The 23610-nt window shown below is 68.9% G+C and carries 25 protein-coding genes; 13 read left to right on the forward strand and 12 right to left on the reverse strand.

The genetic code is table 11. The features are described from left to right. Positions 1-38: 38 nt before the first annotated feature. Entirely contained in the window at positions 39-566 is a 528-nt protein-coding gene (locus ASF58_RS04760; RefSeq protein ID WP_055947862.1) for a DUF2937 family protein, read from the forward strand. A gap of 111 nt (positions 567-677) precedes the next feature. Next, entirely contained in the window at positions 678-1916 is a 1239-nt protein-coding gene (locus tag ASF58_RS04765; RefSeq protein ID WP_055947865.1) for a hypothetical protein, read from the forward strand. A gap of 4 nt (positions 1917-1920) precedes the next feature. Here ASF58_RS04765 and ASF58_RS04770 read toward each other — a convergent pair whose 3' ends face one another. After that, a complete protein-coding gene (locus tag ASF58_RS04770; RefSeq protein ID WP_055947868.1) occupies positions 1921-2340 on the reverse strand; it encodes a metallopeptidase family protein in 420 nt (139 codons plus the stop codon). Beyond that, a complete protein-coding gene (locus tag ASF58_RS04775; protein ID WP_055947871.1) occupies positions 2337-3065 on the reverse strand; it encodes a pyrimidine 5'-nucleotidase in 729 nt (242 codons plus the stop codon). Before ASF58_RS04775 ends, ASF58_RS04770 begins: the two co-directional genes overlap by 4 nt. A 408-nt stretch (positions 3066-3473) precedes the next feature. Between ASF58_RS04775 and ASF58_RS04780 the strand changes: the two genes are divergently transcribed. Genes ASF58_RS04780 through ASF58_RS04795 form a run of 4 tightly spaced genes read left to right on the forward strand, consistent with a single transcriptional unit; the run spans position 3474 to position 7007 of the window. Beyond that, positions 3474-4028 (forward strand): SiaB family protein kinase, encoded by a 555-nt coding sequence (locus tag ASF58_RS04780; RefSeq protein WP_055947873.1) that lies wholly within the window; start codon positions 3474-3476, stop codon positions 4026-4028. Between the two features lie 14 nt (positions 4029-4042). After that, on the forward strand, positions 4043-4429 hold the full coding sequence (locus ASF58_RS04785; RefSeq protein ID WP_055947876.1) for a DUF1987 domain-containing protein: 387 nt from the start codon (positions 4043-4045) through the stop codon (positions 4427-4429). After that, positions 4426-5289, forward strand: coding sequence for a GGDEF domain-containing protein (locus ASF58_RS04790; RefSeq protein ID WP_055947879.1), 864 nt, complete (start codon positions 4426-4428; stop codon positions 5287-5289). The genes ASF58_RS04785 and ASF58_RS04790 overlap by 4 nt, the downstream gene beginning before the upstream one ends. Further along, positions 5286-7007 (forward strand): SpoIIE family protein phosphatase, encoded by a 1722-nt coding sequence (locus ASF58_RS04795; protein ID WP_055947882.1) that lies wholly within the window; start codon positions 5286-5288, stop codon positions 7005-7007. The genes ASF58_RS04790 and ASF58_RS04795 overlap by 4 nt, the downstream gene beginning before the upstream one ends. Positions 7008-7046: 39 nt before the next feature. Here the strand turns inward: ASF58_RS04795 and argB are convergent, their stop codons facing one another. Then, complete coding sequence (gene argB / locus ASF58_RS04800; RefSeq protein ID WP_055947887.1) at positions 7047-7943, reverse strand: acetylglutamate kinase; 897 nt, start codon at positions 7941-7943, stop codon at positions 7047-7049. A gap of 264 nt (positions 7944-8207) precedes the next feature. Here argB and ASF58_RS04805 point away from each other — a divergent pair, with 264 nt between their 5' ends. Both ASF58_RS04805 and ASF58_RS04810 read left to right on the forward strand, forming a co-directional pair. Further along, the gene (locus tag ASF58_RS04805) at positions 8208-8417 is read left to right on the forward strand and encodes a hypothetical protein (protein ID WP_055947890.1); all 210 of its coding nucleotides are present in this window, start codon (positions 8208-8210) and stop codon (positions 8415-8417) included. A 196-nt stretch (positions 8418-8613) separates the two neighbouring features. Further along, positions 8614-8889, forward strand: a complete 276-nt coding sequence (locus tag ASF58_RS04810) for a hypothetical protein (protein ID WP_055947893.1) — start codon at positions 8614-8616, stop codon at positions 8887-8889. On the opposite strand, the gene ASF58_RS04815 is transcribed toward ASF58_RS04810, so the two are convergent. Further along, positions 8886-9662: an MOSC domain-containing protein gene (locus tag ASF58_RS04815; RefSeq protein ID WP_055947896.1), complete on the reverse strand. Its 777-nt coding sequence runs from the start codon at positions 9660-9662 to the stop codon at positions 8886-8888. The genes ASF58_RS04810 and ASF58_RS04815 overlap by 4 nt on opposite strands. A gap of 230 nt (positions 9663-9892) precedes the next feature. On the opposite strand from ASF58_RS04815, the gene clpB reads away from it, so the two are divergent. Beyond that, complete coding sequence (clpB, locus tag ASF58_RS04820; protein WP_055947899.1) at positions 9893-12523, forward strand: ATP-dependent chaperone ClpB; 2631 nt, start codon at positions 9893-9895, stop codon at positions 12521-12523. A gap of 96 nt (positions 12524-12619) precedes the next feature. On the opposite strand, the gene ASF58_RS04825 is transcribed toward clpB, so the two are convergent. Further along, on the reverse strand, positions 12620-13003 hold the full coding sequence (locus tag ASF58_RS04825) for a hypothetical protein (protein ID WP_055947902.1): 384 nt from the start codon (positions 13001-13003) through the stop codon (positions 12620-12622). 161 nt (positions 13004-13164) lie between these two features. Here ASF58_RS04825 and ASF58_RS04830 point away from each other — a divergent pair, with 161 nt between their 5' ends. Together ASF58_RS04830 and ASF58_RS04835 are read left to right on the forward strand one after the other, a co-directional pair. Further along, complete coding sequence (locus ASF58_RS04830) at positions 13165-14610, forward strand: TIGR00366 family protein (RefSeq protein ID WP_055947907.1); 1446 nt, start codon at positions 13165-13167, stop codon at positions 14608-14610. Between the two features lie 35 nt (positions 14611-14645). After that, positions 14646-15269 carry a hypothetical protein gene (locus ASF58_RS04835; RefSeq protein WP_055947909.1) on the forward strand — a complete coding sequence of 208 codons (624 nt, stop codon included), beginning with the start codon at positions 14646-14648 and terminating at the stop codon, positions 15267-15269. A 123-nt stretch (positions 15270-15392) separates the two neighbouring features. Here the strand turns inward: ASF58_RS04835 and ASF58_RS04840 are convergent, their stop codons facing one another. The 5 genes from ASF58_RS04840 to rpmH all read right to left on the reverse strand — a co-directional run bounded on the left by ASF58_RS04840 (position 15393) and on the right by rpmH (position 19239). After that, positions 15393-15767, reverse strand: coding sequence for a DUF423 domain-containing protein (locus ASF58_RS04840; RefSeq protein ID WP_055947912.1), 375 nt, complete (start codon positions 15765-15767; stop codon positions 15393-15395). Then, positions 15764-16414 carry a ribosome biogenesis GTP-binding protein YihA/YsxC gene (yihA, locus tag ASF58_RS04845; RefSeq protein WP_055947915.1) on the reverse strand — a complete coding sequence of 217 codons (651 nt, stop codon included), beginning with the start codon at positions 16412-16414 and terminating at the stop codon, positions 15764-15766. Before yihA ends, ASF58_RS04840 begins: the two co-directional genes overlap by 4 nt. A 169-nt stretch (positions 16415-16583) precedes the next feature. Continuing rightward, the gene (yidC, locus tag ASF58_RS04850) at positions 16584-18437 is read right to left on the reverse strand and encodes a membrane protein insertase YidC (protein WP_055947918.1); all 1854 of its coding nucleotides are present in this window, start codon (positions 18435-18437) and stop codon (positions 16584-16586) included. Further along, positions 18430-19020 (reverse strand): ribonuclease P protein component, encoded by a 591-nt coding sequence (gene rnpA, locus ASF58_RS04855; protein ID WP_055947921.1) that lies wholly within the window; start codon positions 19018-19020, stop codon positions 18430-18432. The genes yidC and rnpA overlap by 8 nt, the downstream gene beginning before the upstream one ends. A gap of 84 nt (positions 19021-19104) precedes the next feature. Beyond that, positions 19105-19239 (reverse strand): 50S ribosomal protein L34, encoded by a 135-nt coding sequence (rpmH, locus tag ASF58_RS04860; protein WP_055947927.1) that lies wholly within the window; start codon positions 19237-19239, stop codon positions 19105-19107. Between the two features lie 581 nt (positions 19240-19820). Between rpmH and ASF58_RS04865 the strand changes: the two genes are divergently transcribed. Then, on the forward strand, positions 19821-20351 hold the full coding sequence (locus tag ASF58_RS04865) for a DUF1465 family protein (RefSeq protein ID WP_055947930.1): 531 nt from the start codon (positions 19821-19823) through the stop codon (positions 20349-20351). A 138-nt stretch (positions 20352-20489) separates the two neighbouring features. On the opposite strand, the gene rpmE is transcribed toward ASF58_RS04865, so the two are convergent. Next, positions 20490-20744 carry a 50S ribosomal protein L31 gene (gene rpmE / locus ASF58_RS04870; RefSeq protein WP_055948879.1) on the reverse strand — a complete coding sequence of 85 codons (255 nt, stop codon included), beginning with the start codon at positions 20742-20744 and terminating at the stop codon, positions 20490-20492. A 178-nt stretch (positions 20745-20922) separates the two neighbouring features. Between rpmE and ASF58_RS04875 the strand changes: the two genes are divergently transcribed. Continuing rightward, entirely contained in the window at positions 20923-22770 is a 1848-nt protein-coding gene (locus tag ASF58_RS04875) for an ABC transporter transmembrane domain-containing protein (RefSeq protein WP_055947933.1), read from the forward strand. 35 nt (positions 22771-22805) lie between these two features. Here ASF58_RS04875 and moeB read toward each other — a convergent pair whose 3' ends face one another. Continuing rightward, positions 22806-23588, reverse strand: a complete 783-nt coding sequence (gene moeB / locus ASF58_RS04880) for a molybdopterin-synthase adenylyltransferase MoeB (protein WP_055947936.1) — start codon at positions 23586-23588, stop codon at positions 22806-22808. Between the last annotated feature and the right edge of the window lie 22 nt (positions 23589-23610).

Below are 23610 nucleotides of genomic sequence, written 5' to 3' on the forward strand. Positions count from 1 at the left end.
CGCCCTTGTCCCCCGTCACCACCCACGCGGAGAGGCCGGTGTTTCGCGTCCTACGCACCCTGGGGCTTGCCCTCGGACTGATCGGCGGTGCCCTGGCGGCGCAGGCGCCGGAATTCGCCCAGCAATACGCGCAGCGCCTCGGCGGCACCCTGGACGAACTGCGCCGCGTGGTTTCCGGTTTCGAGGCCGATGCCGTCGCGACCGGGCGTAGCCGCGACGATGCGGTGGCGCGCCTGCGCAGCGACGGCGACCCTCTCGTCGCCCGGCGCGGCGAGGCGGCACGCCAGGATATCGTGCGTCTCGCCGCCCTCGATCGGCAGCGCCGGGAACTCGCGGAGGCCGGCGGCCCTCTCGGCCGCGTCGTCGCCCTGATGCGCGATCCCGATCCCAGCCTCGCGCGGGCCACCTACCAGGACTACACGCCCGCGATCCCCACCACCGCCGACGGCCTGACAGCGGGCCTGGTGGGCTTCCTCGCCACCTGGGCAGGCTGGCGCATCCTCGCCGACCTCCTTCGGCGCCTCGCGTCGGGCCGTGTCCGGCGGTCCGTGACCCGGCCGGCGTGAAGACGCGACTGTTGCCCGGCGTCTACAGCGTGGCCCCCGCGGCTGCACTAGGGTCTGGCGGTTAGCGCGCGGGCCTCATCCTGGCGCCGTTTCACGGCCTCCTTCGAACCCATGGCGCGCCTTCCTTCCACTTCGGTCGACCCAGCCATCGATGCCGCGGCCCTGCTGCGCCGCATCGGCTTCATCGGCCTGTTCGTGATCATGCCGGTGGCGGCTCAGGTCGCCCGACGCGCGGTGGTCATCCTCGCGCCGATCTCCATCGCACTTCTGCTCCTGGCGAGCGCCATTGACGGCCGTGCACGGCCGGTCCGCCCGGCCTCCACCCGCCTCTTGCGCTCGCCCGCCTTCCTGGCCGGCTGCTTGGTGATTCTCTGGTCGGCCCTGTCCCTGGTCTGGACGCCGTTTCTGAGCCTTGCGACCGAGCGGCTGCTCAACGTGATCGCCACCTTGCTGATGACGATGGCGGCCTATCTGGCTCTGCCGGACCGTATGCGTTCGGCAAACCTCTATCTTTTGCCGGTGGGCGTGGCGGCGGCGGCCATCTTCGCCATTGGGCTCGGGCTCACGGGGCAGGGGCCGTTCGGCCAGGGCCTGCTCGGACCTGACGAGGACGCGATTCTCGACCGGGGCTTGATCCTGCTCATCCTGTTCGTCTGGCCGGCTGTGTCTTGGCTTCGCTCCCGTGGGCGCAACGGCGAGGCCCTCGGGCTGGCCCTGCTCGTCTCGGTCGCGCTCCTGGTCTCGCCCGGCCCGACCACCCTGGTCGCCTTGGCGGTGGGGGCCATTGCCTTCGCGCTCGCAACGTTCCGGCCCATGCTGACGCCGCGCCTCCTCGGCGTCACGGCGGCGACCCTGCTGGTGCTGGGACCGGTCCTGCCCTTCATTGCCCGACCGATCGGCGCGACGATGTTCGGCGGGCGGGCGCCCGGCGTCCTGAGCCTCAAGGCCTGGCAGACCATCGTCACCGGCGAGCCGCTGCGTCTCGTCACCGGGCACGGCCTCGAGACGGCCCTGCGGGGTCGTTACGTCAACCTGCTGCCGATCAACGCGCCGCGGACCCTGCTGTTCGAGCTCTGGTACGAGCTTGGCTTGGTCGGGGCCTTCGCGGCCGCCTTCGCCCTGCACGCCGCGATCCGCCGCGCGGGACGTGAAGCATCGGTGCTGGTGCCCGGTGCCATGGCAGCCTTCGCCTCGGCCTTCCTGATCGCCTGCATCGGCGTCGGGATGACGGTGATGTGGTGGCTCACCACCTTGGCGCTCGCCGTCCTGGTCTTCGTCGCGGTGGAGCGCGGGCAGTTCCGCACCCGCCGACCCAAGGCCAGCCTGTTGCCGTCCGCCCAGAAGGCCTGACGCCTCAGGTGTCCGCGGCCGCCTCGATCGCCTCCATGTCGGCGTCGGAGAGCCCGAAATGATGCCCGATTTCGTGGACCAGGACGTGCGTGACGAGGTGGCCGAGGGTCTCGTCGTGCTCGGCCCAGTCGTCGAGGAGGGGGCGACGGTAGAGCCAGACCTGATTCGGCATCTGCCCGGTCGCCGCCTCGCCGCTCTGGGCGAGACCGATCCCGCGGAATAGGCCGAGGAGATCGAACGGGCTCTCGCACTCCATCTCTCGCAAGGTCTCGTCGTCGGGGAAGTCTTCGACGTGGATGACGAGGCCGGCACAGAGATTCCGGAAGGCCCGGGGCAGGTTGGCGAAGGCCGCATGCGCCAGATCCTCGATCGCACCGAGGTCCGGTGCCCGAGCCGACGTCCAGTCCGGTTCGCCGCTGCTCACGCGAGTTCCGGCAGCACGCGCTGCGCGAGGAAACCGGCGAGATCGCTGGTGATATGGTCGATATGCGCTTCGCGAACGGCCTCCTGCTCGAAGGCTTCCCGGAAGGGGTCGATCGTCGGCGGGACCACCAGGACCGTGGACATGCCGATGTCGTGCGGCACGATCAGGTTGCGGGCAATGTCCTCGAACAGGGCCGCCCGGCGCGGCTCGACACCGTGGCGCTTCAGGAACCGCTCGTAGGTGGAGCGCTCGGGCTTCGGAATGAAATCGGCATCGGTGATGTCGAACACGTCCTCGAAATGGTCGAGGATGCCGAGCTTGGCCGCCACGTTCTCAGCGTGCCGGCGCGATCCGTTGGTGAGGATGAGCTTGCGGCCGGGCAGGCGCTCGATGGCGTCGCCCAGCGCCGGGTCGAGGCGGATCGACGAATGGTCGATGTCGTGGGCGAAGTCGAGGAAGTCGTGCGGATCGATGGCCGATTCCACCATCAGCGCCTTCAGGGTCGTCCCGTAGCGATGGTAGAAATACTTCTGCAGGGCCCGGGCCGAGAGGCCGTCGAGGCCATAGAGGCGCATGACGTAGAGGGTGATGCGCTCGTCGACCTGCGGCCAGACCCGGGCGTCGCTCGGATACAGCGTGTTGTCGAGATCGAACACCCAAGTGTCGACGTGGCGAAAGCCGCGGGATTGGTCGGTGGTGAAGTGGGTTTCGCCGGGCAGGAACAAGGTGGGTCGATGTGGTTCTTGGGTGGGCCGAGACGCCCGGCCATTCGAGATGGGGACCGGACACCGCGAAGGAAAGCGGGGCGCCTGCATGTCAGAGCATGGCCGTCGGCATCCCGCAAGCATGTGCGCCGGCCCGGCCTCGAGGCCCCATCGTCCGAGCCGCGCTTTGCCGGCAGGCCCCCCGCATCAGCCCGAGGTGAGTTGGTCAGTGTTTAGGCAAAAGCCAACCGTTTTGTCCTCGAAATAGGCAGCCTAAGCATCGGCATGGCGATATTGTGCTTGCCGGCGGAAAGACATGGCGAAGATGCCAGCTTAACCGAACGTATACGAACGTCCGGCTATTTGATCACGACGGTATAGCGCGAGACGAGCGTCTAAGGCCGACCCGGTGTGGCGGGAGAAATTGCATTGCTCGCACGCGATTTCATGAACTTCTTCGACGCGTCCCGGCGCCAGGGCGTAATCCTTTCCTTCGGCGGCGACATTTCGGAGAACGTCCTCTTCTCCCTCGGCGAAGTGCTCAAGTTGCGCATGCGCCAGGGCGAGACCGATGCATCGGTGGCCAAGCGCGTCTTCGCGATCTTCGTCGAGCAGGCACAGAACGTCATCCGCTACTCCGCCGACAAGGTCGTGAAACCGTCCGGTCCGCAGGCAGATCTGATCAGCAACGGGGTGATCGTCGTCGGTATGGAGGCGGGGCGCTTCTACGTCGTCTGCGGTAACGAGTTGCCGGATCTCGACGTCCCGCCCCTGCGCGCCCGGCTCGACCATATCGCGAGCCTGAGCAGCGACGAACTGAAGGCCTATTACCGCGAGAAGCTTCGCCAGCCGCCGGACGAGGGCAGCCTCGGCGGCAGCATCGGCCTGATCGAGATCGCGCGGCGCTCCAGCGCGCCGGTCGAGTACGGCTTCCAGGCGCTCAGCTCCGGGCGCAGCTTCTTCTGCCTCAAAGCCTATATCTGACGGGCCGACCACCGATGGACCGAATCCAGCTTGCCGCCACGGACCGCTCGCCGCGGGTCGATTTCGACTTCGCGACCGGGCACCTGTCCCTGCACGGCGAATCCTATCCCGAGGATGCCGCCGCCTTCTTCGGCCCCCTGCTCCAGGCTCTGCGCACCTACCTGGCGGATGCCTCCCCGACCCCGATCGTGTTCGAGGTCGGGCTCGCCTACTTCAACTCGTCGAGCGCCAAGGCGCTGATGAACCTGTTCATGCCCCTGGAGGACGCCGCCGAGGAAGGGCGCTCGATCACGGTGCGCTGGCGGTTTGCCGATGGCGACGAGACGATCGAGGAAGCGGGCGAGGACTTCGCCGCCGACTTCTCCTACGCGCGCTTCGAGATGGTGAGGGAGATCGTATGACCCGCACGATCCGGGCCGTCGGAGGCACGGCCTCAGAACCCGCCGCCGATTCCTTCAGTCTCTACGACGCTGAGGAAGCGGTCCTGACCCGCACGGAGGCGATGCTGTCGGGGCTCTCGGACGTCGCCGGCGGTGTCCAGGCGCTGGCCGACGCCTATCGCCGGGGCTTTCGCGAGCAGCAGCGGCTGGTCCGCATGAGCGACCGGATGCAACTCGACCTGCAGAAGGCGAACCAGCGCCTGGCCGATCAGCGCCGGGATCTGCAGGCCCTGAACGCCGCCCTGTCCGGTGAGATCGAGCACCGCACCCGCCTGGAGGCCGAGCTGCGGCGCTTGGCCGACACCGACGACCTGACGGGGGCCCTGGCGCGCCGCCGCTTCATGGAGAGCGCTGCGCGCGAATGGCTGCGCCACGCGCGCAGCGGCGCCCCGGTCTGCATCCTCATGCTCGACCTCGACCGATTCAAGCTCCTCAACGACAGTTTCGGTCACGCGGCCGGCGACGCCGCGCTGGTCTCCTTCGTCGCGATCTGCCGGGCTCACCTGCGCACCCTCGACTTCATCGGCCGCACCGGCGGCGAGGAGTTCGCCATCGTCCTGTCCGATACCGGCCTCGAGGGCGGCGCGGCCTTCGCGGAACGCCTGCGCGAAGCCGTTGCCGTGACGCCGGTGCCGATGATGGATGCCGCCATGCGGATCACCGTGAGCATCGGCGTCGCCCAGTCCGAGCCGGGAGAAACCCTGGAGAACGCCATGCAGCGGGCCGATGCCGCCCTTTACGCGGCCAAGGATTGCGGTCGCAACCGTATCGCATTGAGGTCCGGCGCGCAGGACCTCTCTGGCGCTGCGATCCGGCCATGACTGCCGAGACCCCGACCCTCGGAGCCGCCACCGGCCCGTCCGCCAGCGACCGGCCCGCCTCCGGCGTACGGCGCGGCGGGTCCCTGCGCGGAGCCGGCCCGCGGCGCAGCAGTGATTTTCTCAGCGCGGCGGGCTTCATCGATGTCCCGACCGGCGAGCCGGGCGCGATGCGTCCCGGCGCCCTGCGCGGCGCGGCCCAGGGGCGCGACCTCGACAGCCTCGCCCACACCCTCTTCCTGCGGATCTACCCCGTGATCGCGGTGGTCGTCCTGGTGACGCAGATCGGGATCGCGTGGGTCAATTATCGCGACCAGCTCCACCTCTACACCGAGCGCGCCGACCTGATGGCGTCCCTGACCGCCAAGGCTATTGCCGGCCCCGACTGGCGCAGCCGTCCGGAGATCTATCGTCGTCCGATGGAGGCTTTGACCCTCGACCCGGCCTTCCGCGCGGCGACCCTGCGCGACGCCGCCGGCGCCGTGGTGATGACGCTGGGCGAGCCGAAGCGCGGGCGGTCCTTCGAGCAGATCACGACGCAGGCAGATCTCATCGCTGGCCCCGGTGACGCTCCGGTGGGACACCTGACCCTGTCGATCTCGGCCGAGGCCCTGCGCGGCAACGCCGAGAAGCAGGCGATTCTCGCCGTCGTCACCAGCCTGATCCTGATGCTCGCCTTCGTGCTGACCCTGCATGCCAACGTGCGGCGGCACGTGCTGTCCCCCCTGAAGCGCCTGCTGCTGGCCATGCGCGAGGTCGAGCACAAGCGTTGGGTGCCGGTGGAGCTCGATGGCGCTTTCCGCGCCAGCAACGAGATCGACGTCATCTCCCAGGCCTTCAACCGCATGGTCGACGGGCTCCGCTCCGGCGACGAGGCCAAGCAGCTCCTGGAGCAGCTGGAGCAGGCACACCAGAAGCTGGCCCAGGCCAACCATTTGGTGATGGAGAGCATCGGCTATGCCCGTCGCATCCAGAGCTCGGTGCTGCCCGACCGGTCAGCCCTCGACGGCACGGGTCTAGACGTGGCGGTGCTCTGGGAGCCGCTGCATCTGGTCGGGGGCGATTATTTCTGGCTCGAGGAAATCGACGGCCTCGGCATCCTGCTGGTGGCCGACTGCACCGGCCATGGCGTTCCGGGCGCCTTCCTGACGCTCATCGTCGCCACCGCCCTCGACCGCCTGATCCACGAGCGCGGCCTGCGCGATCCGGCCGCCATCCTGGAGGCGCTCGATGGCATGGTGCGGACCCAACTGCGCCAGGACGGGCGGGGATCAGAATCCGACGATGGCCTCGATTGCGGCCTCTGCGTCTGGGACCCGGCCGCGGCGGAGCTCCGCTTCGCCGGCGCCGGCTCGGCCCTGACCTTAATCGACGGCGCGGCGGTGACGCGGATCCGCGGTGCCAAGCGCGGCCTCGGCTATCCGCGGCGACCGGGCGAGCGCTTTGCGGCGGAGGAGACCCGCCTGCGGGTTGGACCCGGCATGACGTTCTACCTGATGACGGACGGGATCACCGACCAGATGGGCGGCGCCGGACCCGCCCGACGCCTCCTCGGCCATCGTGGCGTGACCGAGATCCTAGGGCCTCATCAAGGGGCGCCGCTGGCGGAGCAGGTGACGGTGCTCGATGCAGCGCTCGCCGCCTATCGCGGCGGCGAGAGCCGACGGGACGACATGACCCTGGTGGCCTTCCGGCCGCGGGTCCTGCCCCGCGCGACGTGAGCGCGGGGCAGGGGCCGAGCGCGGGGCAGGGGATCGCGTTCAGCCCCGACGGATCAGGGTGCCGGCACCGTAATCGGTGAACAGCTCCAGCAGCACCGCGTGACTGACCTTGCCGTCGAGGATGACCACCGCCTCGACGCCCTGCTCCAGAGCGTAGATGCAGGTCTCAACCTTGGGGATCATGCCGCCCGTGATCGTGCCGTCCGCAATGAGCCGGCGGCAATCGTCAATGGACAGCTCGGGGATGAGCTTCTTGTCCTTGTCGAGCACCCCCGGAACGTCGGTGAGCAGCAGCAGGCGCTTGGCCCGCAGCGCCCCCGCAATCGCGCCCGCGAAGGTGTCGGCATTGACGTTGTAGGTCTGGCCATCGGCGCCGAAGGCCACGGGGGCCAGGACCGGAATCAGCTCGGCCTTCAGCACCGCGTCGAGAACGCCGCGCTCGACATGCTCGGGCTCGCCGACGAGGCCGAGATCGACCTCCTGCTCGGTCTGGCTCTCGGGATCGATGATGGTGCGGGTGGCCTTGCGGGCCCGAACCATGTTCCCATCCTTGCCGCAGAGGCCGATGGCGCGGCCGCCCTCGGCCGAGATCCAGCCGACGATCTGCTTGTTGATCGAGCCCGCCAGAACCATCTCGACCACCTCCACGGTGGCTTCATCCGTGACGCGCAGACCGCCGCGGAATTCCGATTCGATGCCGAGCCGGCCGAGCATCCGCCCAATCTGCGGGCCCCCGCCATGGACCACGATGGGCTTCAAGCCGGACTGCTCCAAGAGCACGATGTCCTCGGCGAAATCCTCCGCCGCTGCCCGGTCTCCCATGGCGTGGCCGCCATACTTGATGACCACGATCTCCTGGTCGTAGCGCTGCATGTGCGGCAGGGCCTGGACCAGGACCTCGGCGCGCACATGGACGTTGGGCAGCGGTTCTTTCATCGTGGGGCTCGTCCTCGATGGCGCGTCGGGCACCGCGCGCGACGCCGGGCTTCTAGCGCAGCAACGCGACGGTGCGAAGCAGCAGGCAAATGAATTTCACGCGGCGGCGACGTGTTGCGCCGGCGTCCGTCCGGCGCGGGCGCCGCCGGAGCCGGCGCGGCCCCCTCCCGCGGACGCGTCGCGCACGCGGCTGCAACCGATCCCTGGTAATCAATCCTTAAGGTTGATAAACCATGATCGGTCGGTCGCCGGGGATCCTGCACCATGCTGAATGTTGATCCATACGTACCGCGTCCCACCCTGCTCAGCCCGCACCACATCGCCAGCGCGGTCGACCAGCTCAACCCTCAGGCGGCCTCGCCCTCCGAGGTCTGGCGCCTCCTGACCGAGCAATTCACCGTCGATCTTGATGCCGTTGCAGCCATTCTGCCGCGATCCGAGCCCGAGCCGCACTGGTTGCAGGTCCGCCGCTAACGCAAGCCGCGCCATTGGCGGCCCCGTCCACGCCGGACGGTGATCCGCGTCTCAGGGGAAGGACGCTGGCACACGCCGTGCTTAGCCCTCTTCAACAACAACGACACGGGGAACACCAAGGCAACGATCACGCGGCCGCTCGCACGCCGGAGCCACACCGCGGACCTTTTTCGCCATCTCGAACAAGGGGTCCGTCATGTCTGAACTGCTCTCCGTCGCCCTCGTCTGCGCCGCGACGCTCCTCGCCAAGGATTGCTCGCGCGACACCGCCCTCGATGTCATCGTCGCCCCTGCCCGAACTCCCATGGAGTGCCTGATGCACGGTCAGGCCGCCGCGGCTTCCACGGGCCTGGCCGCCGGTGAGAGCCGCTACCTGAAGGTCACCTGCGAGCGCCGTCACGCGGACCTGCGCCACCTGCGCCGGGCGGGCTACGCCGCCGCCATCGTCCTCGTGCACCGCGACGCCATCTAGCCCAAGCTGAGAGCCTCGCCGGCCGTCAACACGCCGCCTTCCAGCACCTCCGCGTAGACGCCGCAATCCGTGTGGCCGAGATGCTGCGCGAGCGTACGAGGAATCGCGAGGTCGCGCTGGCCCGTGGCCGGGTCGACATTGGTCGCTGCGCAGCGCTGCGTTCGCTTGTGGATGCGCAGGCGCACGCCGCCCGGCGACGTGAGCGTGTGATCGACGAGATCGAGCTCGGCCCAGGCGTCGAGGCCCGTGACGTGGAGGTTCGCGCGGAAGCGGAGGGGATCCACCGCCGCGCCGGTCATGGTCTCGAGCGCGGCGACGCTGGCGAGATTGAGGAGCGAGACGAAGCCGCGCGGAGAGTCCGTGAAGCGATAACCGCCCGGCGCCGACAGGATCCGGGCTGGACCGCGCAGGGATCCGGGCATGTAGCGCGTGAGGAAGTCTTCGATGGTGGCCCGCCCTTGCGGTTGGGCGAGGTCGCCGCGGGCTGCGATCGCGCCGCCCTGGCGGATCGTCAGCGTCCCATCCGTCGGATCGTAGCGCGTGTCGAGCTGCGCCAGCGCCTCGTCGCGCATCAGCATCAGGAACTTGATCTTGGGCTGGTGCACCGGGGCGGCCGGGTCGAAACCCGACGGGCCGTTCTCGACCGCGAACAGGCGGTCGTCGGGAAAGTAGTCTCCGTTCCTCAGGGTCGCGTGGGTTATCGACTCGGGTGAGAGCCCCTTCACGGGGTAGCGATAGAGGGCGTCGAGGCGCAGGCTTGGCATGTCGGTCATGCGCCGAGCGTGGCCCTGAAATGCGTCGGGACGCAAGCCTGAGCGACGGCTGTCTCCCGTCGCGTACCGCACCCTTGTGGTGCCGATTTACAACACCACATCTCGACTACCGGCGGCCAGGTGGCGCCGGGGTCTCCAGCGGCATCGGCCGTGGGGGCGACGTCTCGGCGATCGGTCGCGCCGCGAAGAGCGGGCGGTGGGTCGAGCCGACACGGGGAGGTGGGACACAGATGAATTTTGAGATCTATACCGAGCGCGCCCGCGGCTTCGTCCAGGCCGCGCAGAGCCTCGCAATGCGCGAGGGCCATCCGCAATTCCAGCCGGGCCATATCCTCAAGGTTCTGCTCGACGATCCCGAGGGCCTCTGCGCCGGTCTGATCGATCGGGCGGGCGGTCAATCGCGGGTCGCCCTTGCACAGACCGAGGCTTGGCTCGCCAAGCAGCCGAAGGTGTCCGGCAACGCGTCTCAGCCGCAGGCGACGCGCGAACTCGTGCGCCTGTTCGACACTGCCGAGAAGGCCGCCGAGAAGGCGGGCGACAGCTACGTCACGGTCGAGCGCCTGCTGCTCGCCCTCGCGGTCGAGAAGGATACCGAGGCCGGGCGCGCGCTGGCGGCGGCCGGCGTCACCGCGGCCTCGCTCAACGGCGCGATCAACGCCCTGCGCAAGGGCCGGACCGCCGACAACGCCACGGCCGAGAACGCCTATGATGCGCTGAAGAAGTACGCCCGCGACCTCACCGAAGCGGCGCGCGAGGGCAAGCTCGACCCGGTGATCGGCCGCGACGAGGAGATCCGTCGCACGATCCAGGTCCTGTCTCGGCGCACCAAGAACAACCCCGTCCTCATCGGCGAGCCCGGCGTCGGCAAGACCGCCATCGTCGAGGGCCTCGCCCTGCGGATCGTCGATGGCGACGTGCCGGAATCCTTGCGCGACAAGAGCCTTCTCGCCCTCGACATGGGCGCGCTGATCGCGGGTGCAAAGTATCGCGGCGAGTTCGAGGAGCGGCTGAAGGGCGTGCTCTCCGAGGTGACGGCGGCCGAGGGCGGGATCATCCTGTTCATCGACGAGATGCATACCCTGGTGGGCGCCGGCAAGGCGGATGGGGCGATGGATGCCTCCAACCTGCTGAAGCCGGCCCTCGCCCGCGGCGAACTGCACTGCGTCGGGGCCACCACCCTCGACGAGTACCGCAAGCATGTGGAGAAGGACGCGGCCCTGGCGCGGCGCTTCCAGCCCGTCTTCGTCTCCGAGCCCACCGTCGCGGACACGGTCTCGATCCTGCGCGGCATCAAGGAGAAGTACGAGCAGCACCACGGTGTACGCATCCAGGATGCGGCCCTGGTGGCGGCTGCGACCCTGTCGAACCGCTACATCACCGACCGCTTCCTTCCGGACAAGGCCATCGACCTGATGGACGAGGCCGGATCGCGCCTGCGCATGCAGGTCGATTCGAAGCCCGAGGAGCTCGACAACGTCGACCGCGAGATCGTGCGCCTGAAGATCGAGGGAGAGGCCCTGAAAAAGGAGACCGATTCCGCCTCGCGCGACCGTCTCGTGCGATTGGAGAAGGAGCTGGCCGACCTCGAGGAGCAATCCGCCGCGATCACCTCGCGCTGGAAGGCCGAGAAGGACAAGCTCGGGGCCGCCGCCGAACTCAAGCGCAAGCTCGACGAGGCGCGGAACGAACTGGCCTCGGCCCAGCGCCAAGGCCAGTACCAGCGCGCGGGTGAGCTCGCCTATGGGGTGATCCCGGGCCTGGAGCGTCAGCTCTCGGAGATCGAGGCCCAGGCCGAGAGCGCCGTGGTCCGCGACGGCATGGTCGAGGAGGCGGTGACGCCGGCGCATATCGCGGGCGTCGTCTCGCGCTGGACCGGGGTTCCCGTCGACAAGATGCTCGAGGGCGAGCGTGACAAGCTCCTGGCCATGGAGAAGGTGCTGGGCGAGCGCGTCGTCGGGCAGCGCGAGGCGGTGGAGGCGGTGGCGACCGCCGTGCGCCGGGCGCGCGCCGGTCTCCAGGATCCGAACCGGCCGATCGGCTCGTTCATCTTCCTGGGCCCCACCGGCGTCGGCAAGACCGAGCTGACCAAGGCCCTGGCGGGCTTCCTCTTCGACGACGACACGGCCCTCGTGCGCCTCGACATGTCCGAATACATGGAGAAGCACTCCGTGGCCCGGCTGATCGGCGCGCCTCCGGGCTATGTCGGCTACGAGGAGGGGGGAGCACTGACCGAAGCGGTTCGGCGCAGGCCCTACCAGGTCGTGCTGTTCGACGAGGTCGAGAAGGCGCATCCGGACGTGTTCAACGTCCTGCTTCAGGTGCTCGATGACGGCCGGCTGACCGACGGACAGGGGCGGACGGTGGATTTCCGCAACACGCTCCTGATCATGACCTCCAACCTCGGTTCGGAATACCTCGTCAACCAGGGGGAGGGCGACGACACCGACGCCGTGCGCGAGGAGGTGATGGGCGTGGTGCGCAGCCACTTCCGGCCGGAATTCCTGAACCGGATCGACGAGATCATCCTGTTCCACCGCCTGATGCGCTCGGAGATGGGCGCGATCGTCGATATCCAGCTGAAGCGCCTGCAGAAGCTCCTCGACGAGCGCAAGATCACCCTCGACGTCGATCCGGAGGCTCGCGACTGGCTCGCCGACAAGGGTTACGACCCGGCCTACGGGGCGCGTCCCCTCAAGCGCGTGATCCAGAAGGCGGTGCAGGATCGGCTGGCGGAGCAACTCCTGTCCGGCCTGATCCACGACGGGGAAGTGGTGCCGGTGGAGGTCGGTCCCCTCGGGCTGAAGGTGGGCAAGTCCGGCCTCAGCACCGAGCGCCGGCCGGAGAGTGCCACCCTCAACTGAGGCGGGGCGTCATTCCGACATCCTGCCGAGAATCCCGCCGAGATCCCGGGGCCCGCGACGGCAGCCGCCGTCGCGGGCCCCCGTCAGGCCGGTTCCTCACTGTCCCGAGCGCAGCACGAGGCGGCGGATGCGACGGTCGAAGTCCTGGAAGCTGGCCGAGATGCCCCGGCCGGCGCAGGCCTGGAAAGAGTCGCCGGCGAAGAAACCGCGCGCACTCTGCTCGCGGCACGCCATCAGGGGCGGGACCAGCACGGTGCCGAGGCCTACGACCAGCACCAGGGCGAAGTTCAGGATGACCGCGATCATCCAGCCGAGGGGGGACAGGAAGGGCGTCTCGAAATCCGTTCTGCCCCGGTCCTGGCGAGCCAGATCACGCACCTTGGCGCTGGCCTGACGCCGTTCGGCCATCCTCGTATCGAGGTCCCGGAACTTCGAGATTTCGGCCACGAACAGGGTCTCCCATGCGAGAACAGGGCGCATCGTAGCCGTCGAACCCTCAAGGAAGCCTGAAGCGGCGACCTGACATTCCCGCGCGATCCCTGCTGCCAAGCCTGTGTACCGGCCGGATTGCATCTTGAGCCCGGTCGGCAATTGCGGACAATGCGCCCCCAAGGCCATTTCCTCGTTCCCAGGACTTCCCGATGTCGACACCCACGCCGGAGCGTCGAGCCGATTCCGCCGCGCTGGACAGCGCCCTGTCGCGGGCCGGCATCCGCTTCACCGCCTGGGCCGAGAAGTGGTTTCCCGATGCCTTCATCTTCGTCGCCATCGCGGTGGTCATCGTCGCCCTCGGCGCGCTGGCCAATGGCGCCCCGGCGCCCGCCATCGCCAAGAGTTTCGGCGACGGCTTCTGGAGCCTGATCCCCTTCACCATGCAGATGGCCTTCGTCACGATCGGCGGCTACGTCGTGGCGACGGCTCCCCCGGTCCAGGCGCTGATCGATCGGCTCGCCGCCATCCCGAAGACCGGCCGCGGCGCCGTCGGCTTCGTCGCCGCCGCGACCATGCTGTCCTCGTTCCTGAGCTGGGGCCTGAGCCTGATCTTCGGTGGCCTCCTCGCCCGCGCGCTCGCCCGCCGGACCGAACTCCGCATGGATTACCGTGCCGCCGGGGCAGCCGCCTATCTCGGGCTCGGCGCCACCTGGGCCATGGGCCTCAGCTCTTCGGCGGCTCAGCTTCAGGCGAACGCGGCGAGCCTGCCGAAGGCGCTGCTGCCGATCACCGGTGTGATCCCCTTCAGCGAGACCATCTTCCTCTGGCAGTCGATGCTGATCGCCGCGATCCTCTTCGTGATGTCGGTGATCATCGCCTACGCCTCGGCGCCCCGCCCGAGCACGGCGGTGACGGCCGAGGATCTCGGCGTGAACGTCGCGCGCGAAACGACCGATCTCGGCCGGCCGGAGCAGCCCGGCGAATGGCTGGAGCACTCGCCCATCCTGACGATCCTGCTCGTGGTGATCGCGGGCGCCTGGATCTACCAGGAGTTCGCTCGGCAATCTTGGATCACCGCGATCTCCAACCTGAACACCTACAACCTCCTGTTCATCACCCTCGGCCTGCTGCTGCACTGGCGCCCGAAGCGCTTCCTCGTCGCAGTGGCCAAGGCAGTCCCGGCGACGGCCGGCATCCTCATCCAGTTCCCGCTCTACGCCGCCATCAGCGCGATGCTGACCGGTCCGAAGAATGCGGCCGGGATCTCGGTGTCCGAGGTGATCACCCACGCCTTCGTCAGCCTGAACACCACGGGCAGCTTCCCGATCTCGATGGGCGTGTACTCGGCGGTGCTCGGCTTCTTCGTGCCGTCGGGCGGCGGCAAGTGGCTGCTCGAGGCACCCTATGTGATGCAGGCGGCCAACGAGCTGCAGGTGCATCTCGGCTGGGCGGTGATGGTCTACAACGCGGCCGAAGCGCTCCCGAACCTGATCAACCCGTTCTGGATGCTGCCGCTCCTCGGCATCCTCGGCCTGAAGGCGCGCGACATCGTCGGCTTCAGCTTCCTGCAACTCCTGATCCACCTGCCGGTGGTGCTGTTCCTGCTCTGGGCCCTGGCCTTCACGCTGACCTACCACCCGCCGGTGATGCCGTAGGCCGCGCCCGGAAGCCGGATCGGAGGATCCAACCCATGCGTGTCGCCGTCCTGCCGGTCCTGTCGATCCTTCTCTTCGGGAGTCTGTCCGCCTTGGCCCAAGACCGCCTGCCGCCGCTTCAGGCCGACGCACTCAGCCCGGAGCAGAAGGCGGCCTCCGAGGCCTTCCTGGCGGCGCGGAAGACGCCGGTCTTCGGACCGTTCGTGCCGCTCCTGCGCAGTCCCGAGCTGATGACCAACGCCAGCAACATGGGGCTGCACCTGCGCTACCGCAGCGTGCTGCCCTTGCGGCTGAGCGAGTTCATCATCCTGATCACCGCGCGGGAATGGACGCAGCAGCTGGAGTGGCACATCCACGCGCCGATCGCTCTAAAAGCCGGCCTCGACCCGGCGATCGTCACGGCGATCCAGGAGGGCCGGCGGCCGGACGCGATGGGCCCGGAGGAGACGCTGGTCTACGCGTTCTCGACGGAGCTGCACCACAACAAGGCGGTGAGCGATACGACCTACGCGCGGGCGGTCCAGACCTTCGGCGAGCAGGGCGCCATCGAGATGGCGGGGATCAACGGCTACTACACGCTGCTGGCGATGAGCATGAACGTGGCGCAGACCGCGCTGCCGGACGGCGCTACGCCACAGCTGCCCCCGCTGATCCGCTGAGGGGCCGGGTCTCGGCGGCTATGCCGGACCGCTGAGGCGTTTTCCCGCCACACGATCCCGGAGCCGACGACGAGGAGTCACCCGCGCGGTGCGCATCGGGCGGTCGGCGGAGGGCCCCATGCCTCAGGACCGGCGTGCCGGAACGAAGGCGGCCACGGCCGTGAGCAGCCAGCCGGCCATCAGGGCGAAGCCTCCGGTCGGCGCCGCCATGGGAAACAGTGGCGTCCCTTGGAGCGCCCGGAGCGCGAGGTCGCCCGAGAACAGCGCGAGACCGACGACCAGGGCCCCCGCCGCGATGCGGGTCACGAGACGGTGCGTCGTGCCGGTGGCGGTCAACGCGACGAGCCCGAGGATCGCCGGGGCGTGGAAGAGCAGGAACTGGGCGGCCGTCTTCAGACTGTCGGCTCCGCTGAGATGAGCGGCCGCCGCGCTGGCAGCCACACCCAGCAGGCCCGCGAGGGCGCCGAGCGCCAGGAGGACGCGATCGACGCCGTTCACGCGCCGCGCTCCCGCAGCAGGCGGGCGACGCTGGCCCGGAGTTCGGGGACGCCCCGATCGTCGCGGCTCGAGGTGAGCAGGATCTCGGGGTAGGCGGCCGGCCGACGGGCGATGGCGGCCTGCACGCCGGCGAGGCGGGCATCCATCTCGGATTTCTTCAGGGCGTCGCCCTTGGTCAGCACGATCTGGTAGCTGACGGCGGCCTTGTCGAGACCGTCGAGGACGTCGGTGTCGATGCTCTTCAGGCCGTGGCGCGAGTCGATCAGCATGAAGACCCGGGCCAGGTTCGAGCGGCCCTTCAGGTAGTCGTGGATCAGGTCGGTCCAGGCTTCGACCTTGGTCTTCTCCACCGCCGCGTAGCCGTAGCCCGGCATGTCGACCAGGGTCAGGCGGCCCCCGATATCGAAGAAGTTGAGCTGTTGCGTGCGCCCCGGGGTGTGCGAGGTCCGCGCCAGGGTGTTGCGCCCGGTCAGCGCGTTGACGAGGCTCGACTTGCCCACGTTGGAGCGGCCCGCGAAGGCGATCTCAACGCCCTTCATCGCCGGCAGGGCGGGCACGTTCGGTGCCGAGGCGATGAAGTCGGCCGCACCCGCGAACAGCAGGCGTCCGGCCTCCAGCAGGGCGGCATCGTCTTCGGCTTGGGACATCGGGCGGCTCCGGACGAGGGGGCGCATCCACCGCCCTCGCGAGCCGACACGCCGGAAACAGGACGGTCCTCCCCGTCAGGAAACGGAGAGGACCGGTTGGAAGTCGCGCGCCGTGGCCGGACGTCGGCCCGGCGCGGTTCGGTCGAGCCGGGTTCAGCTCTTGGCAACTTCAGCTCTTGGCGACGGCGTTCTTGTCGGCGGGTTTGCGCCGGAACATGCCCCTGAGATTGTCCCACAACTCCACCTTCACGCCGTTGCGGCGCATGATGACGTATTGCTGGATCACCGACAGGGTGTTGTTCCAGGCCCAGTAGATCACCAGTCCGGCCGGGAACGAGCCGAGCATGAAGGTGAACACGATGGGCATGAAGGTGAAGATCTGCGCCTGGACCGGGTCCGGCGGCGCGGGGTTCATCTTCATCTGGATGAACATCGTGATGCCCATGATGATGGGCCAGATGCCGAGGTGGATGAAGTCGGGTGCCGCGAACGGCAGGAGACCGAACAGGTTGAGGATGTTTGTCGGATCCGGCGCGGCCAGATCCTGAATCCAGCCGAAGAACGGCGCGTGCCGCATCTCGATGGTGATGAACAGGACCTTGTACAGCGCGAAGAAGACCGGGATCTGGATCAGCACCGGCCAGCAGCCGGCGACCGGATTGATCTTCTCCTTCTTGTACAGCTCCATCATCGCCTGCTGCTGCTTCATTTTGTCGTCAGCATAGCGCTCGCGGATCGACGCCATCTCCGGCTGCACGGCCTTCATCTTGGCCATGGACTGGTACGACTTGTTGGCGATCGGCAGGAAAAGCAGCTTCAGGCAGAAGGTCACCACCAGGATCGACACACCGAAGTTGCCGAACAGGTGGAAGAAGAAGTCCAGCGCCCGGAACATGGGCTTGGTGATGAAGTGGAACCAGCCCCAGTCGATCAGCAGGTCGAACTGCTTGATGTTCTGGTTCGCCTGATAGGCGTTGACGGTGTTCACTTCCTTGGCGCCAGCGAACAGCTGCTGGGTCGCGGTCGCCGAGGCCCCGGGCTGGATCACCTGCACGTTGCCGAGCACGTTGGCCTGGTAGACCTTGGTGGCGCCGTCGGTCCGCTCGGTGAAGCTGCCCGTGTAGGGGGTCGCCTGATCCGGGATGGCGGCAGCGGCCCAGTACTTGTCGGTGATGCCGACGAAGCCGCCGGTCACGCCCGCCCAGGTCTTGCCCTTGGTGCTGACATTGCCGAGGGCCGGCTCCTTGGCGAGGTGGTCGTAGGTGTATTCCTGCAGGCCGTCGGCGCCGAGGACGCCGATCAGGCCCTCGTGAAGCACGTAGTAGCCCTGGGTGTGCGGCTTACCCCAGCGCGACACGAGGCTGTAGGGATAGAGGGAGACCGCGTTGCCACCCTTGTTCTCGACCTCGTCGCGAACGGTGAACATGAACTTGTCGTCCACCGCGATGATGCGCTTGAACAGCAGGCCGGCGCCGTTGTCGTAGCTCAGCGTCACCGGCTTACCCGGCGCCAGAGTGGTGGCGTCGGCGGTCCAGACAGTGTCGCCGTTGGGCAGCGGTCCGGCGTTCTGGCCGACCCAGCCGAACTCGGCGTAGTAGGGATTCTCGGTGCCGGTGGGCGAGAGCAGGACGATGCGCGGGCTCTTGTCGTCCACGGTCTCGTGGTAGTTCTTCAGCGAGACGTCATCGATGCGGCCGCCCTTCAGGGCGATGGAGCCGGCGAGCGCCGGGGTGTCGATGGTCACGCGCGGGGAACGCGCGATCGCCGTCTCGCGGGGTACGACGCCACCGCCGGCGCTTGCGGCGCCCGGCAGGGTTCCGGGGACGGGATTGGCGGGGCCGCCTTCCTTCGGGCTGGCGCTGGGCACGCCGTCCGGACTGGTCGGCTCGGCGGCGGCCTTGTTCTGGAGGGCGGCCTGGCGCTGCTGCTCCACGCGGGGGGCGGCGATGAAATAGTTCCAGCCGAGCAGGACCGCCAGCGACAAGGCGATCGCGACGATCATGTTCGTCTTGTCATTACCCATCGGTCGGTCCGTCGCATGCGTTGGGAGAAGGGGAGGGCGCGTTCGCGCGGGCCGGCTCGGCATCGGCCGGCGCGGCGAGGCCCGAGGCCAATACCGGAGCCGCCGCCGATGCGCCAGACGCGGGCGCGCCTTTGCCGCGTCCGCGCCGGGCGGGCCGCGAATCGGAGGCGCCGGATGTCTGGCCCGGCAGTTTTGGATCCTGCGGCTTCGTCACCACGGTGACGGCGCGGCGCAGGTCGTCGATGAGGGTTTGGAACGGGGCGTGCAGGGCCGGGCGCCGCGCCACCAGGACCACGTCGGCGGGACGCGCCGGCAGGTCGCCGGCCGCCTGGGCCACGGCTGCGCGCAGCCGTCGCCGGATACGATTGCGCTCCGTCGCGTGGCCGACCCGCTTGGTGATGGTGAAGCCGATGCGGAGGCCGTCGCCCGCGGGATCGCCGGGGGCGTCGTCCGTGGACGCCGCCGCGGCGCGGACGAGGCCCTGCGCCGACAGGCGTTCGTTGTGGAAGCGACGTCCGCCGGCCGCGGCCAGGAACTCGGAGCGTCGCGTGAGCCGCCCGACCGTCGGTGGGGCCGATGACATGGCCGATCCGATCTCGCAGCGGGTCCTGTGGCCCCTGGCCAGACTCATGATGTGGCGCGCCGCCGTGACGGCGCCGCCGACCTCTTAGGCCGAGAGCTTCTTGCGACCGTGTGCGCGGCGGGCCGCGATGACCTTGCGGCCGCCAGCGGTCGCCATGCGGGCGCGGAAGCCGTGACGACGCTTACGCACGAGCTTGCTGGGCTGATAAGTTCTCTTCATGGCGCGATCTCCGAATGGCCGAGGATCGATCCGGGCCGCACCGAAGGCCGCGCCGGATATTCACTCGCCCTGAAATGTGTCTGCAAGCGCGAACAGCGCCCTCGAGGGCGCCGCGTCGCGATGGCGCGGCTTATGGGGCAAGGTCCCGCGCGAGTCAATTCCGGAGCGTGCCGAAACGGCAAGATCCCGGTCCCTCGATCAGGCGCCCGGACGGCATTCCGTGAACCATCCGTTAACCAATCTACGCCATCCTGTGATCCTGTTCGGTTCTCCCGGACAACGTGCGGATTGTCCGATCCGCTCGCTTGGACTGCTCCCGAAACTCGCTTTACAGGCCGCCCGCACCGGGCGGCCTTTTTTCGTTCCGCGTCCTTCGCGTCCGGGCCTTCGCGTGTCCGGTCATCCGGATGCGTCAGCGGCGCGATCGCGCGGCCGGGACCCGATCGCCCCGGTTAACGTTAACATCGGGTAAAGGCCGCGGATCGGTGGGTTCGGCGCTAGAGTTGCGCAGATCGGTGCAAGCGCGGCGCCTTCGTCCCATCTCGGGACGCAATCGGTCCGGTCGCGGCACAGGAGGCACCATGAGCGGGTTCGACGTCATGTTCCGGGACGAGCGCGATTGGGTGAATTTCGGTGACACCTACGTCACGTCCGAGGCCTTCAAGGTTCTTTTCCGCGAGGGCATGACCCTGGTCGAGGAGGCAGCCGCCTATCTCGACGGGACCGGCCGCGAGGAATCCCGCCTGATGTCCCGCGATGGGACGCTGAGCTATGCCAGCGAGAGCATGCGCCTCACCACCCGGCTGATGCAGATCGCCTCCTGGCTGCTGGTGCAGCGCGCCGTGTCCGAGGGCGAGCTGACCCCGGCCGAGGCGATGCAGGAGAAGACCCGCGTCCGCCTGACCACGCCCGAGACCTTCCGTAGCGAGGTGTTCGGCGTCCTGCCGCCGACCCTCCAGGACCTCATCGTGCGCTCGCGCCGTCTCCACAGCCGGATCCTGCACCTCGACGGCCTGATCGCCGACGAGCGTCCGACGCCGCTGCCGCAGGAGAGCCCCGTCGTGGCCCAGCTGAGCCTGCTGCGCTCGGCCTTCGGCGGCGCGTCCGCCTGAGCGGGGCTTCACCGCCCGGCCTCGGCCGGGCGGCGGGAAAGGAGACGGAAACGCAGAACGGGCGGCTCCGGGAGAGCCGCCCGTTCTGCGTTGTCCTGAGGCCGCCGCCGCGTTGCGCGGCAGCGAACCCGGGTGACCTTACTTCTTGCCGAAGCTGAGGGCGCCGAAGCGCGAATTGAAGCGCGACACGCGACCGCCGCGATCGAGCATCTTCTGCTCGCCACCGGTCCAGGCCGGATGGGTGTTCGGGTCGATGTCGAGGTTGAGGGTGTCGCCCTCCTTGCCGTAGGTCGACCGGGTCATGTACTCGGACCCGTCGGTCATCACGACCTTGATGAAGTGGTAGTCGGGATGCTCGGTACCCTTGGCCTTGTCGGCCGCGCTCTTTGCCATGACGAAATCCTTGAATAGCCAAGCCGACCGGCCCGTCTGGCGGCCCGCGGCCATAGATCACGCGCAATCGGATGAAGGCGCGCCTATACCTCACGCACCTCCGCCCGACAAGCGTGCGCCGATCGAAGAGACCGCCGAACGGTCGCTTTTCCTGGAAGACCAACGATGACGAGGCACCATGGCTCGCGGCCGTGACAAGAAAATCCCCGGCGAGGCGCGGCCGAAGGCACCGCTGGGTTCGCTCCGCCCGCTGATTCCGTTCGCGATGGTCTATCGCGGCCGGATGCTCGCGGCATTCCTGGCGCTCCTCGCCGCTTCGGGCGCGACCCTGGTGGTCCCGATCGCCTTGCGTCGGGTCATCGACCACGGGTTCTCGCCCGAGGGCCAGGGCGTGATCGACACCTACTTCGCCGCCCTGATCGGCGTCGTGGCGGTCCTCGCCCTCTCCAGCGGGGCGCGCTACTACACGGTCGCGACGCTGGGCGAGCGCGTGGTGGCGGATCTCCGCACCGCCGTGTTCCGGCGCCTGACCCAGCTCGATCCCGCCTTCTTCGACCGCTCGCTCTCGGGCGAGATCATCTCGCGCCTCACCGCGGATGCCACGCAGGTGAAGGCCGTCTTCGGCGTCTCGATCTCGATCCTGCTGCGGAACGCCTTCCTGTTCACGGGCGCGGTGGTGATGATGGTCATCACGAGCCCGAAGCTGTCGGTCCTCGTCCTGGCGGCGATTCCCCTCATCGTCTTTCCCCTGATCCTGTCCGGCCGCGGCGTGCGACGCCGCTCCCGGGCAGCGCAGGACCGCCTCGCCGACGCCTCGGCCTATGCCGCCGAGGCCGTGAACGCGATCCGCACGATGCAGGCCTTCGGCATGGGCCGGACCACCGCGAGCCGCTTCGCTGCGGCGGCCGAAAATGCCTATGCGGCCGCGCGGGATTCGATCCAGGCGCGGGCGCTCCTGACCGGCGTCGCCATCTTCCTCATCTCCGCCAGCGTCGTCGGCGTGATGTGGTACGGCGCGCAAGGGGTCTTGGCCGGCACCATGACGGCGGGTCAGCTCTCACAGTTCGTGCTCTACGCGGTGTTCGGGGCGAGCGCCCTCGGGCAGCTCTCGGAGGTCTACGGTGAGCTCGCCCAGGCGGCCGGGGCCGCCGAGCGCCTCGGCGAGATCCTGGCGGCCGAATCGATGATCCGTACCCCGGCCGAGCCGCTGGCCCTGCCGGTGCCCGCCAAGGGCGCCGTGTCCTTCGACGCCGTGCGCTTCCAGTACCCGACCCGGCCCGATCATCCCTCCCTGGACGGCATCAGCTTCACCATCGCGCCGGGGGAGCGCGTCGCCCTGGTGGGACCCTCCGGCGCCGGCAAGACCACGGTGCTGCAGCTGCTGCTGCGCTTCTACGACCCGCAATCCGGCTTCATCCGGGTCGACGGGGTCGACATCGCCCAGGCGGATCCGGAGCCACTGCGCGAGCGCCTCGCCCTGGTGCCCCAGGACCCGACGGTCTTCTCCGGCTCGGTGCTCGAGAATATCCGCTATGGCCGGCCGGCCGCGACCGAGGCGCAGGTCCAGCGCGCGGCCGAACTCGCCCATGCCGACGGCTTCATCCAGGCCCTGCCGCAGGGCTACGCCACGACGGTGGGCGAGCGGGGCGTCACGCTCTCCGGCGGCCAGCGCCAGCGGGTGGCGATCGCCCGCGCCATCCTCAAGGATGCCCCGATCCTCCTGCTCGACGAGGCGACCTCAGCCCTCGACGCCGAGAGCGAGCGCGCGGTGCAGACCGCCCTCGACACCCTGATGCGCGGGCGTACCACCCTGGTCATTGCGCACCGCCTGGCCACGATCCGCAAGGCGGACCGCATCCTGGTCCTCGACGGTGGTCGAATCGTCGAGAGCGGAACGCACGAGAGCCTGCTGGCGCAGGGCGCGCTGTACGCGCAGCTGGCGGCCCTGCAGTTCACCGATGCCCATGACGATGGCCCGCGCGCCCGGGCATCCCGGCCGCTCCTCGACGCGCTGCCGGCGGAGTAGGGCGTCAGCGAGCGCCCCCGGCCGGTCGCGGCGGGTCAGCCCTTCGCGCCGCTCCCGTTGAGCGGGTTTGCCTCGTCCCAGGCGTAGCCGAGGGTCTCGAACCGCATCGCGCGGGTATCGACCATGAGGAGGCGGCCGACGAGGGGCTCGCCGAAATCCGTCACCGTGCGGATCACCTCCAGGGCCATCAGCGAGCCCATGATGCCCGCGAGCGCGCCGAGCACGCCGGCCTCGGCGCAGGGGGCGACGCTTCCGGGCGGCGGCGGGTTCGGGAACAGGCAACGGTAGGTCGGGTTCGGGCGCCCGCGCGCATCGGCCTCGTAGGGCCGCAGGGTCGTGAGCGAGCCGTCGAAGCGTCCGAGCGCCGCCGTCACCAGCGGGCGCCGGGCGTGGAAGCAGGCATCCGAGACCGCGTAGCGCGTGGCGAAGTTGTCGGAGCCGTCGGCCACCACGTCGTAGGCGCCGATGAGGTCCGGGGCGTTCTCCGGCGTCAGCCGCAGCGCATGCGCCTCCACGGCGACGTGCGGGTTCAGGCGCGACACGGCCTCGGATGCGCTCTCGACCTTGCGCCGGCCGATATCGGACGTTGCGTGGATGACCTGCCGCTGCAGGTTCGACAGGGAGACGGTGTCGTCGTCGACGATGCCGATGGTGCCGATCCCGGCAGCCGCGAGGTACTGGATCAGGGGGGCGCCGAGACCCCCGGCCCCGATGACGAGGACGCGGGCGGCCTTCAGCCGGGCCTGACCCGGGCCGCCGACCTCCGGCAGGACGAGATGGCGGGCATAGCGTTCGACTTCGTCGGGGGAGAGGGCCATGTCCCGCAGATAAGCCCCCCCG

Origin of the sequence: Methylobacterium sp. Leaf125, assembly GCF_001423085.1 — a bacterium.
GTDB lineage: Bacteria > Pseudomonadota > Alphaproteobacteria > Rhizobiales > Beijerinckiaceae > Methylobacterium.

Excerpts from the sequence above, each read along its gene's own strand:
- ASF58_RS04835 (WP_055947909.1), top strand. The coding sequence starts at position 14,646 with ATGCGTGTCGCCGTCCTGCCGGTCCTGTCGATCCTTCTCTTCGGGAGT.
- ASF58_RS04825 (WP_055947902.1), bottom strand. The coding sequence starts at position 13,003 with ATGCGCCCTGTTCTCGCATGGGAGACCCTGTTCGTGGCCGAAATCTCG.
- ASF58_RS04810 (WP_055947893.1), top strand. The coding sequence starts at position 8,614 with ATGTCTGAACTGCTCTCCGTCGCCCTCGTCTGCGCCGCGACGCTCCTC.
- ASF58_RS04830 (WP_055947907.1), top strand. The coding sequence starts at position 13,165 with ATGTCGACACCCACGCCGGAGCGTCGAGCCGATTCCGCCGCGCTGGAC.
- rnpA (WP_055947921.1), bottom strand. The coding sequence starts at position 19,020 with ATGTCATCGGCCCCACCGACGGTCGGGCGGCTCACGCGACGCTCCGAG.
- ASF58_RS04765 (WP_055947865.1), top strand. The coding sequence starts at position 678 with ATGGCGCGCCTTCCTTCCACTTCGGTCGACCCAGCCATCGATGCCGCG.
- ASF58_RS04865 (WP_055947930.1), top strand. The coding sequence starts at position 19,821 with ATGAGCGGGTTCGACGTCATGTTCCGGGACGAGCGCGATTGGGTGAAT.
- ASF58_RS04795 (WP_055947882.1), top strand. The coding sequence starts at position 5,286 with ATGACTGCCGAGACCCCGACCCTCGGAGCCGCCACCGGCCCGTCCGCC.
- yidC (WP_055947918.1), bottom strand. The coding sequence starts at position 18,437 with ATGGGTAATGACAAGACGAACATGATCGTCGCGATCGCCTTGTCGCTG.
- moeB (WP_055947936.1), bottom strand. The coding sequence starts at position 23,588 with ATGGCCCTCTCCCCCGACGAAGTCGAACGCTATGCCCGCCATCTCGTC.
- ASF58_RS04875 (WP_055947933.1), top strand. The coding sequence starts at position 20,923 with ATGGCTCGCGGCCGTGACAAGAAAATCCCCGGCGAGGCGCGGCCGAAG.
- rpmH (WP_055947927.1), bottom strand. The coding sequence starts at position 19,239 with ATGAAGAGAACTTATCAGCCCAGCAAGCTCGTGCGTAAGCGTCGTCAC.
- ASF58_RS04785 (WP_055947876.1), top strand. The coding sequence starts at position 4,043 with ATGGACCGAATCCAGCTTGCCGCCACGGACCGCTCGCCGCGGGTCGAT.
- ASF58_RS04790 (WP_055947879.1), top strand. The coding sequence starts at position 4,426 with ATGACCCGCACGATCCGGGCCGTCGGAGGCACGGCCTCAGAACCCGCC.
- rpmE (WP_055948879.1), bottom strand. The coding sequence starts at position 20,744 with ATGGCAAAGAGCGCGGCCGACAAGGCCAAGGGTACCGAGCATCCCGAC.
- ASF58_RS04815 (WP_055947896.1), bottom strand. The coding sequence starts at position 9,662 with ATGACCGACATGCCAAGCCTGCGCCTCGACGCCCTCTATCGCTACCCC.
- clpB (WP_055947899.1), top strand. The coding sequence starts at position 9,893 with ATGAATTTTGAGATCTATACCGAGCGCGCCCGCGGCTTCGTCCAGGCC.
- ASF58_RS04805 (WP_055947890.1), top strand. The coding sequence starts at position 8,208 with ATGCTGAATGTTGATCCATACGTACCGCGTCCCACCCTGCTCAGCCCG.
- yihA (WP_055947915.1), bottom strand. The coding sequence starts at position 16,414 with ATGTCCCAAGCCGAAGACGATGCCGCCCTGCTGGAGGCCGGACGCCTG.
- argB (WP_055947887.1), bottom strand. The coding sequence starts at position 7,943 with ATGAAAGAACCGCTGCCCAACGTCCATGTGCGCGCCGAGGTCCTGGTC.